Origin of the sequence: Desulfolutivibrio sp. (assembly GCF_036584575.1) — a bacterium.
Lineage (GTDB): Bacteria > Desulfobacterota > Desulfovibrionia > Desulfovibrionales > Desulfovibrionaceae > Desulfolutivibrio.
The window spans coordinates 1-10,913 of the sequence record NZ_JAZHDB010000217.1 but is presented as its reverse complement, the minus strand read 5'-3'; the positions used below and the strand labels follow the sequence as shown (position 1 = coordinate 10,913).

6 protein-coding genes are annotated in these 10,913 nt (G+C 64.9%); 3 read left to right on the top strand and 3 right to left on the bottom strand.

All coding sequences use genetic code 11. The features are described from left to right. Positions 1-174 precede the first annotated feature (174 nt). Together ispH and V3572_RS15965 are read left to right on the top strand one after the other, a co-directional pair. Positions 175-1,026, top strand: coding sequence for a 4-hydroxy-3-methylbut-2-enyl diphosphate reductase (gene ispH, locus V3572_RS15970; protein WP_332112020.1), 852 nt, complete (start codon positions 175-177; stop codon positions 1,024-1,026). Positions 1,027-1,066: 40 nt separating this feature from the next. After that, on the top strand, positions 1,067-2,044 hold the full coding sequence (locus V3572_RS15965) for a chemotaxis protein (protein ID WP_332112019.1): 978 nt from the start codon (positions 1,067-1,069) through the stop codon (positions 2,042-2,044). Between the two features lie 13 nt (positions 2,045-2,057). On the opposite strand, the gene V3572_RS15960 is transcribed toward V3572_RS15965, so the two are convergent. Next, positions 2,058-6,668, bottom strand: coding sequence for a response regulator (locus V3572_RS15960; RefSeq protein WP_332112018.1), 4,611 nt, complete (start codon positions 6,666-6,668; stop codon positions 2,058-2,060). Positions 6,669-7,052: 384 nt separating this feature from the next. Here V3572_RS15960 and V3572_RS15955 point away from each other — a divergent pair, with 384 nt between their 5' ends. Further along, entirely contained in the window at positions 7,053-7,685 is a 633-nt protein-coding gene (locus V3572_RS15955) for a LysE family translocator (RefSeq protein WP_332112017.1), read from the top strand. A 188-nt stretch (positions 7,686-7,873) separates the two neighbouring features. On the opposite strand, the gene galE is transcribed toward V3572_RS15955, so the two are convergent. Next, positions 7,874-8,854 (bottom strand): UDP-glucose 4-epimerase GalE, encoded by a 981-nt coding sequence (gene galE / locus V3572_RS15950; RefSeq protein ID WP_332112016.1) that lies wholly within the window; start codon positions 8,852-8,854, stop codon positions 7,874-7,876. Positions 8,855-8,969: 115 nt separating this feature from the next. Further along, a partial coding sequence (locus tag V3572_RS15945) for a hypothetical protein (protein ID WP_332112015.1) occupies positions 8,970-10,913 on the bottom strand: 1,944 nt, incomplete at its 5' end.

Here is a 10,913-nt window from a genome sequence, read left to right as displayed (position 1 = left end):
AAGATGCGCACGGCCGTTCCCCGCTACCTCAAGGGGCTGGCCGGATCACGCGCCTTGCGCGCCAGGATGTGCGGGTGTACCTCTTGGCAGGATGTGGAATGTGCGGCCCGCGAGGCCGAGCTGATGACCGCGGCCGAACCAAGCGGCCCAAGCGACAGGAAGGGATAGCCGACAATGGAGATCGTGCGCGCCAGCACGGCCGGATTCTGCATGGGCGTGGACCTTGCCCTGCGCAAGCTCGACGCCATCCTGGACGAGGCCCAGCGCCACGGCCCCATCCATACCCTGGGGCCCATCATCCACAATCCCCAGGTCATGGCCGAATACGCCACCCGGGGCGTGCTGCGCACGGACGACCCGGAGGATGTGGCGGAAGGCAGCACGGCGGTCATCCGGGCCCACGGGGTGCCCCAGTGCGTGAAGCAGTCGCTTCTGGAGCGGGGGGTGCGGGTGGTGGACGCCACCTGTCCCCGGGTGCGAACGGCCCAGAAGCTCATCGCCAAGCAGGCGGAAAAGGGCCGCATCCTGCTGCTTTTCGGAGAGGCGGACCATCCCGAGGTCAAGGGGCTTTTGAGCCACGCCGCCGCCGGATCCCATGTCTTCGACTCGCCGGAACGGCTGGCGGAAATCGATCTGCCCCCCGGGCCGGAATATTTCCTGGCCGCCCAGACCACCCAGGACGAGTTGGAGTTCACGCGCATCCAGGAGATGCTGAAAGTCCGGCTGAACAGGGACTTTCCGGTCCTGTCCACCATCTGCGACGCGACCGTGAAACGCCAGCAGGAGGCCATCGAATTGGCGGGCGCGGTGGACTACATGGTCGTGGTCGGGGGATTCGAGAGCGGCAACACCCGTCGGCTGGCCCAGGTGGCCCGTGGCGTGGGCGTGCCCTGCGTCCACGTGGAGACGGCGGACCAGCTTCCTCTTGACGAGTTACGCATGACAGGCAGAATCGGCTTGACAGCGGGGGCTTCTACGCCGAAAAAAATAATAGATCGCGTGCAATACGTTTTGGCGTCGCTTTAGGCCGGAATTGTCCGGTACACCACCTTTCGGAGACGAAGGCATGTCCCAGACCAATATTCTGCTTGAAGCCGGCACCAATGAATTGGAAATCGTGGAATTTTTCATCGACGAGGTGGTGGGCGCGGACGACGACGGCCGCCCCCGCGTCTACAAAGGCTACTACGGGGTCAACGTGGCCAAGGTGCTGGAGATCATCCGGCTGCCCCGGGTCACGGAAATGCCCGAGGTCTCGCACCCAAGCGTGCTTGGGGCCTTCAATCTGCGCTCGCACATCATCCCCCTGGTGGATTTGAGCGTGTGGCTGGGCAAGATCCGGGCCCAGACCGAATCCCCCAAGGTCATCGTCACCGAATTCAACAACGTGACCACCTCGTTTCTGGTCACCGGGGTGACCCGCATCCACCGCATGAGCTGGGAGGCCGTGGAGCCGCCCAACCGCTACGTGTCGTCGTTAAGCGGCGATTGCATCACGGGCGTGGTCAAGCTTGAGGACCGCATCGTGTTCCTGCTCGATCTGGAAAAGATCGTGGCCGACTTAAACCCCAACCTGGGGCTCAAGCTCGACATGAGCATCGAATGGAACGCCGGGGCGCGCTACCGGGCCTTGATCGCCGACGATTCCGTGCTCATCCGGGAGATGCTCAAGGATCTCCTCAACAAGGCCAATTTCGACGTGGAGGCGGTCAACAACGGCCGGGCCTGCTGGGAGCTTTTATTGCGCCTCAAGGATCTGGCCGCACGCGACGGCCGCCCCCTGACCGACTACGTGCAGGTGGTGGTGGCGGATATCGAGATGCCCGCCATGGACGGGCACAATCTGACCAAGCGCATCAAGGAAGACCCTTCGCTCAAGGAACTCCCGGTCATCCTGTTCTCGTCGCTGATCACCGACAAGCTCAGGCACAAGGGCGAGGCCGTGGGCGCCGACGACCAGATCTCCAAGCCCGACGTGGGACAGCTGGCCCTGCGCGCCAAAAACCTCATCCAGGAAAAACTGGCCCCGGCCACGGCGGCCTGACGCCCCCGGCGCGTCAGGCCCGCTCCTCTCCAAGCCTGGCTCGTATCTCCGCAAAGGCCCGGGCATTGTCCAAAAAAACGTCCAGGACGGCCGGGTCGAAGTGCCTGCAGCGCTCCTTGCCCATGATCGACAGGGCCACCGCCTCGGGGTAGGCGTCCTTGTAGGGGCGTTTGCTCACCAGGGCGTCAAAAACATCGGCCACGGCGCAGATGCGTCCGAAAATGGGGATCCCCTGTCCGGACAGGCCATAGGGGTAGCCCGTGCCGTCGAACCGCTCATGGTGGCTTAAGGCGATGCCCCGGGCGCACTGGATGATGGGAGAGGTGGCGGATTCAAGGATGCGCGCCCCGTAGAGGGCGTGCCGCTTCATTTCTTCCCACTGCTCGGGATCGAGCTTGCCGCGCTTGCGCAGGATGGAGTCGGGAATCCCGATCTTGCCCACGTCGTGCAGGGGCGCGGCCTGGCGCACCAGTTCCTGGTCCGCCTCGGACATCCCCAGAAGCCTGGCCAACAGTCCGCAATAGTCGCCGATGCGCTCCGTGTGCCGGGCGGTCTGTTCGTCCTTGAATTCCGCCGCCGCCGACAGGCACAAGATGGCCTCCTGCTGGGCCAGAAGCGAACACTCCCGCAGCTCCGTCAGGTTGTCCACGGCCCGGCGCAATTCCTCCGTACGATCCCGAACCGCGTCCTCAAGCCCGGCCTGACAGAACCTGGCCCGATCCGCCGACTCCTTGATCCGCAACAGCGAGGTCACGCGAAGGGCCAGGACGCCCCGCTCCACCGGCTTTTGCAAAAAATCGTCGGCCCCGCAGGCAAGCGCCGACGCGCGCCCCTCCAGCCCGGACAGCCCGGAGATGACGATGACCGGGATGCCGGCCATTTCCGGCGTGGCGCGCATGGTCCGCACCAGGTCGAAACCGCTTTGCCCCGGCAGCATGGCGTCGGTCAAAACCAGATCGATGCGGCCGGGCAGAAGGGCCAGGGCCGCCTCGCCGGATTCGGCGGGCACGACCTCATGGCCAAGCCCCCGGACCTCTTTTTCCAGAAGCTTGCGGGTGATGACCTCGTCTTCCACCACAAGCACCCGGCGAGAGCGCATCCCCGGCTGGACCGAAACCGCCGGGAGCATGAGCGGGGCCTGCCGTCCGGCCTGCGGCTTGTCCTGCGGCCCGGACAGACGGGATTCGATCTCTTTTCGGGCCTGGGCCACGCCGTGGACGATCTGGGGAACGATCCAGGCCACCCGCGCCGCATCGCCGACATTGGCCGCCGATTCGGCCAGGGCGGCGGCATCCCTGGCCGCGAGGGCGCCCACGGCCCCCAGGGCCCCCTTGAGCAGATGGGCCAACGCGGCCACTTCCGGCAGGGCGCCTTCCGTGGCGGCCTGCATCAGACGTTGGAGGGTCGTCGGGGTCTCCTGCAAAAAAATGCCGCACAGGTCGCGGTACAGCGCCTGGTCCCCGCCCAATCCGGCCAGCACGCCCTGCATATCCACCACCCGCACGCCGCCTCCTCCGTCCAGGGCGCCGCTCCCCTCCAGGTTTGGGGCCTGGGCATCGCTTCCTTCGTCCGGGAACCCTTCCGGGGGTTTTGTCCCGGACCATCTGCCTCCGGCCTCCCCCACCAACGTGGAAAGTTCCTTGAAGTCCAGGGGCTTGGTCAAAAAGGCGTTCATTCCGGCGTCCCGGCACCGGGTTCTGTAGCCGGACAGGGCATGGGCCGTGGCCGCGATGATGGGCACGTCCCGGTTGCGCTCCCCGGCCCGGCCCTCCCGAATGGCCCGGGCGGCCTCAAGGCCGTCCATCTCCGGCATCTCAAGATCCATGATCACCATCTCGAAGCTCTCACGGGACAGCACCGCCAGGGCCTGGGCCCCGGTCCCGGCCAGGACCACGGCATGCCCCAGGCGACGCAGGAAGACGTCGGCCACCTTGGCGTTGATCGGATTGTCCTCGACCACCAGGATCCGCAACGGCTCGCCGCCCAGACGGGCCTCATCCACGGTATGCCGATCCCCCAGGGCCTTGGCCGGATCTCCGGCCGCCACGCACACGGCGAACGAAAACAGGCTGCCCCGGCCTTCCTCGCTCTCCACCCAGATGCTGCCGCTCATGAGCTCCACGATCTGGCGGCAGATGGCAAGCCCCAGCCCCGTGCCGCCATGGCGGCGGGTGACCGAGCCGTCGGCCTGCCGAAAGGGCTGAAAGATCATTTCCAACTTGTCCGGCTCGATGCCCACCCCGGTGTCGCGCACGGTGAAAAGAAGGGGCACGCCGTCATGGCGGCTCACCCGGTGATGCATGGACAGGGGCAGGGGCTCCACATGCAAAAGCACCTCGCCCGCATCCGTGAATTTGATGGCGTTGCCCACCAGGTTGACGATGACCTGGCGCAGGCGCAGGGAGTCGGCCCGCACGAAGCGGGGGGCCTTTTTCCCGAAGGAGGCCGCCAGATGCAGATTTTTTTTCTGGGCCTGGATCTTGAGGGACTTCACGGCCGCGCCCACCACCCGGGGCAGGCTGATGTCCGCGTCCTCCAGGGACAGGGCCTTGGCCTCGATCTTGGAAAGATCGAGGATGTCGTTGATCAGCGCCAGAAGCGACATGGCGGATTCGAGCACGGTTTCCAGGTGGTCGCGCTGTTCGTCGCCGAGCCGGGACTGCAGGGTGATTCTGGTCAGCCCGATGATGGAGTTCATGGGCGTCCTGATCTCGTGGCTCATCTTGGCCAGAAATTCGCTTTTGGCCCGGTTGGCCTCTTCGGCGGCCTCCTTGGCCCGAAGCAGCTCGTTTTGCGCCGACCGCAGATCGGAGATGTCCGTGGCGATGACGCACACCCGATCCGGGACGCCGCCTTGGTCGAACAGGGGAAACTTGATGGTGGCGAAAGGCCGCTCCTCGCCGCGCACGGGGATGTCCCGGAAAAAGGTGCACGGCCGCCCGGTCTCCAGGATGAGGAGATCCTCCTGGCGGGTCATGGCCGCGAACTCGTCAGGAAGATGGGCATAGGCCGACAGGCCGAAGGCGGCGGCCGGGTCGACGCCCTGGGCCTCGAGATAGGGCTTGTTGGCCAAAAGGATGCGGCCCTGACGGTCGCGCAGGATGATAAACGACGGGGAGTGGTCCAGGATGCCCTGGAGCTGCTCGTGTTGGCGGCGCAGGGTCTCGGCGGTCTGGCGTTTCTCGGTGACGTCTGCGGCAACCCCTTCCAGGGCCGTCACGTTTCCCGAGGCGTCGCGTACGGCCCGCATGCTGATCAGGCCATAGCCGACGCTGCCGTCGCGCCGCTTGCACTTGACCTCCAGATCCGTGACCTGGCCCTCGACCTCCAGACGGCGGATGACCCGGAGGCGGTCATGGGGATCGACGTAGATGTCCCGGCCGATGTCCGTGACGGCGGCCATGAGGTCGGCGGGGGTGTCGTAGCCGAGCATGCGGGCCATGGCCGGATTGGCGTCCAGGAACCGGCCGTCGACGGTACATCGGAAGATGCCCTCCTGGGCGTTTTCGAAAAGCCCGCGATACTTTTCCTCGGTCTGGCGCAAAAGCTCGGTGCGGTGGGACAGGGAGGCGGCCATGTCGTCGAAGGCCCGGGCCAGTTCTCCGAACTCGCCCCGGTCGCGGGAGCGGCCCATGCGATAGTCCAGATCGCCGCCTGCGATGCGCCGCGTGGCCCGAAGCAGGCCCTCGACGGGACCCAGGATGGCGACGCCGCCATAATAATACGTTCCCAAAAGGGCGACCAGGGCGACCAACGTAAACAACACGATGTTACGGGCCATGATCTGGTTGGCTGCGGCATAGGCCACGGACACCGGAATGCCGATGCGTACGAAATATTCATTGCCGGGATCGGCGATGAGCGGGGCGAAGGCGTACAACCGCTCCACGCCGTCGAGCCCCCCGGTCTCCACGGCGTCCACCCCCCGGGACAACAACTGCTCCAGGATGTCCGCCGCCTTGGGAATGGCCTTCTCCACCAAGTCCCCGTCCTCGGGGAAGCGGCTGAGGAGGGTTCCGGCCCGGTCGATGATGGCGACCGTGGCCCCCGGGGGCATGGGCAGGGTGGACACCAGATCGCCGACCCAGCCCATGTGCAGGGCCACGGCCACCACGGCCTCAAGGCGCTCCCCGTTGCGCACGGGGTAGGCCAGGAACATCGCCGGCTGGCCGGTGAGTCGGCTGACCACGGGCTCGCCCACGGTGAAATGGTTCCGGTCCACGGTCTTTTGAAACCATTCCCGATCCGAAACGTCGGCGTGCTGCGGGTCGCCTGCGGCATTGCACAGGATGCGGCCATCGGGATCGACGGCCAGGATGTCGGCGAAACCGGGATAGTCCTTGATGACCTGGGAAAAATAGAGGCTGCATCCGGCCGCATCGTGGCGGTGCAGTTCGGGAAGTCGGGCCACGGCGTACAGCAGATGCCTGCCGCCCTCGATGAGGGACTTGCCGTTTCCGGCCACCAGCAGGGCCATGCGCCGGGCCTGCTCAAAGGCCTCGATGCGGGCCGCGTAGCGGCTTTGCTCGCCCATGTAGGCTGTCAGAAAAAAACCCGGCGTCACAACGAGCAGCACCAGGAGCATCAGGCGGAAGCGCAGGCTATGGAGATACGAACGCACCATGGAAAGCCCTCTCCATACTCCGCACGACAAAATCATAGGGGACTCATGCCGTACCCCTTTGTGAAATTTTGACCATATCACATTTCCGGTGTCAATACAAATCTCCACAACAGAAAACACTGCGCAAAATAGTTGCTCTATGCATCTATCCTCCCGCAGCATCGACTTTCAGGCTGTATTCACTGACTGATATAATCGTTTCCGTGTTTCATTCTGCTGATAATGGACATCTTTTTCGCTCAATATCGACAGCGAGATAAAGCGCTTTGGCCTTCTCGGCATTCCCTGATGACCCAAGTCCGGGCCAACCTGGGAGCCATCCCGCTCCGCCAAAGCCCGACAGAGGCATTGCACAGCTGGCGCAAAAAAGCGTAAGATCACTTGATGGCGCTCTACTTCCTCAAAGGCCTAGCCATCGGCCTGATCATAGCCATGCCGTTTGGGCCCGTGGGCCTTTTATGCCTGCAACGGGCCATCACCATGGGCCTGCGGGTGGGGCTTTTAAGCGGACTGGGGGCCGGGCTGGCCGACACCTTCTACGGGGCCGTGGCCGCCTTCGGCCTGACCTACATTTCCGACTTTCTGACCACCCACCACATCCTCCTGCAATCCGTGGGGGGCTTTTTTCTGGCGCTGATGGGCGTGCGCCTGTATCTGACCAAAAAGGCCCCCAAGCAGCTCGAACTGTCCCATTCCCATTTCGCCGGGGCGTTCGCCTCCATCTTCTTCCTGACCCTGACCAATCCCATGACCTTCGTGGCCTTTTTGGCCATCTTCGCGGGCTTCGGCCTGGGGCAGGCCGAGGCCAGGATGCATCACGCCGTGTCCGTGGTGGTGGGCGTGTTTTTCGGGGCCATGGTCTGGTGGGTGGCCATCGCCTTGGGGGGCAAGCTGTTGCGCTTCCGGCTGCTCAACCAGTTGCCCAAGATCCGCAAAGGCTCGGGCGTGATCATCATCCTTTTCGGCCTCTGGGCCGTACTCGACGCCGTGTTCCGCTTCCCGTCGATTCTGCCCTGACCCGCCCGCAATCCCCGCCTCCCGCAATCCGCAGGCAACCGCCTTTCGCCTGGCGCTTCCCGCAGGGCCGTTTTGCGGAAGGCCATGAAAAACCCCCGCCGATCCTTCCGACCGACGGGGGTTCGTTTCCTTGTCTGTTCCATCCGCGCGAACCGGCGGACGCGCCGCCGCTTCACCCGACCATTCTTCTACCGGCCGCGCTTTTCATGCCAGCGCCAGGCCGTCTCCACCGTGGCGTCGATGTTCGAAAGGCGCGGCGTCCAGCCAAGAAGCCTCCCGGCCCCGCCCGCATTGGCGTAAAGCGCCGGGGGATCGCCCGCTCGACGCGGCCCTTCCTTGACCGGAACCTTGCGGCCGGAGACGCGCTCCACGGCCTCGATCACCTGGCGCACGGTGTTGCCCACCCCGGTGCCCAGGTTGAGCATCATGGAAGCGCCCTTGTCCAAAAGTCTCGAAATCGCCGAGACGTGGGCGTCGGCCAAGTCCGTGACGTGGATGTAGTCGCGCACGGCCGTGCCGTCCGGGGTGTCGTAGTCCGTGCCGAAAATCTCGATATGCCTGCGCAGTCCCATGGCGGCGTGGATGATAAGCGGGATGAGATGCGTCTCGGGATCGTGGTCCTCGCCGACCTCGCCGTCCGGATCGGCCCCGGCGGCGTTGAAGTAGCGCAGGGCGGCATGGCTGATCCCGTAGGCGTGTTCGTAGTCGCGAAGGATCTGCTCGATCATGAGCTTGGACCAGCCGTAGGGATTGATGGGATGCTGGGGATGGTCCTCGGGGATGGGCAGGCTTTGCGGCACGCCGTAGGTGGCGCAGGTGCTGGAGAAGACGATGTGCCCGCAGCCGTGGCGGCGCATGGCGTCAAGCAGCGAAAGCGTCCCGGTGACGTTGTTGTGGTAGTACTTGGCCGGGTTCTGCACGGACTCGCCCACATAGGCGAACGCCGCGAAATGCAGCACGCCCACGGGCTTGTACTTCGCAAACACCCCGTCCAGGTCGGCGGCGTTCAAAATGTCGCCCTTGACCAACGGCCCCCACTTCACGGCCCAGTCATGGCCGTAGACCATGTTGTCCAGGGTCACGGGGGCATATCCGGCCTTTTTGAGCGCCTTGCAGGTGTGGGAACCGATGTACCCGGCCCCGCCGGTGACCAGAATCGTCTTGTCCATGTCGTCTTTCTCCAGATGATGCGTTTGTTGGTATGCCTGCGGCGGCCAAAGGGCCTGCGCCTTTGGAAATCCCCCGTACGACAATCCTGCCCGCCCCTGACGGACGGACGCCGTCTCACTCCCCGAGCACAAGGGTCCGGGGCAGCCGCTCGTCCGCGTCCCGGGCCAGAAACGTAGCCTGTCCGCCGTCATAGGTCATGGTCAGTTCCCGGTAAAATGTGGTCACGAAGACCCGGGCCCCGATGCGATCCCCGGCCGCAAGCGCCTCCACCCCGAGCAGCCGGGCGGGCAGAAACAGCTCCACGGCCACATGGGGCAGGGGCTTGTCCAGGGTCTGCAAAAGCCCACCCGATTCGATGCGCGTATAGCCCCCGTCCGGTCCGACCTCATACAGCCTGGGCTCCAGTTCGAAACGGCCCTCGTAGCGGGAATGGGGCCGGGGCAATAGATGCGCCGCGAAATGCCGCGTCTTCCCGCCCACCTCCAGGATCACGTGGATCTGATACGTCTCGGACAGGGGAAATTCACCCTGGTAGTCCAAAAGAAACAGGTCCGCATAGTTCCCGGCCAGATTGAAAAAGGACAACCCCTCCGGGCTCCAGGCCGCATGCACGTCGCCAAAGGGCACGTACGGCTTTTTCGTGACGAACCCCACAAGCCGGGTGGCCGCCTTGTCCGGCCAGTCCAGAAGCGAGTTGTCGCCGCAGTCCGCTGGTTTCGCCAGCCGCCGCAGGCGCACTGCCGCCGCCCTGTCCGGAACCGGCTCGAAGCGGGCGGCGGCGTGGATGGCCTCGGCCCGGGCGTTGACCGCCGCCATGGCCTCGACCAGGCCCTCGTATGGCCGGTTGTCGATGTCCACCAGCCCCATGTTGAAATCCTCGCCATCCCCCCGGCCGCCCGTGGGCTCGTCGTAATACTGGAACCAATGCGCCCCCGCGACATTGGGGAAGGCCGCGAAATGGGCCTGGGCCGCCGCCGCGCCCCGGGCGCGCTGCGCCTGGGTCTTCACGTGCATGAGGTGGCCGTTATTCACGTTGCCGCTGCGGTTTTCTTCCGCCGCGAAGAAAAACTCCGTGATCACCACCGGCGCATCGATCAGTTTCGCCAGCCCCTCGAAATAGTACGGGGCCACCCAGCCGTCGGCCTCGTCCACATTGTAATTGGTGGAAAGCACGTCCACCTTGCCCCGGGCCGCCAGCACCGCGTCCTGGTTGTAATACAGCGGCAGCCGGTCGCCCACGACCAACGCCCCGGGTTGAACCTTGCGCAGCGCCGCCTGCACCAACTCGTAATAGCGCCCGGCGCACAGCCGCGTAAACGCCGAAACCACCTTGATACCGTGCCCGCCCGGCCGAAGCTTCAACTTCGCCCCGCCGCGCCTTAAATCCTCGAAACTCCCGATCCCCTCGCCGGGAACGAAGTCCGCCGTCAGCCAGTCCCATCGGCCCTGGTAATGGTCATGCAAGAGCCCCCACAACACCCTTTTCGTATAGAGGGCCCATTCATTGGACAGGTACCACGAAAAAAGCGGCGCGTTCCACCAGCCCACCTCGTTGTCCGTAAAATATCCCATGACGTCGGGATTGCCCTGATACTTCTGCGTGACCCGCTTCGCCGTCTCCACGGTCACGGCCAACGCCTCCGGCGCGAACGGATCGAACCAGTGCAGGCGCGCGTTTCTCCCCAGATCGATCTCGGGAATGATCGGCAGGCGTATGTCCGTCGTGGCGTCAGACCAGCCGCCCCGGGTGTTAAAGCCCCACCCGGCCAACCGCGTCCCCACGTCCGCCGCCCACGCCTCCTGGCTTCCGTAATAATCCTTCCAATAATAGCCATGCCCCTTGGGGTGCTCCTGGCCGCCGTTGACCGTGTTCACGCCCAGGCTATAAAAACGCCCGCCGCCCGGCTCAAAAAGCCAGGCCCGGCCGTCCGTAAACCCCGCGCCCCACTGCCCGGCCGCCGCCTGGGCCGCCGCCAGCACGAATACGCATACGAAAAACACCCGTTTCATCATCACCCCATGTCCCGGGGAGGAGGCTACGCCCCCTCCCCGAACCCA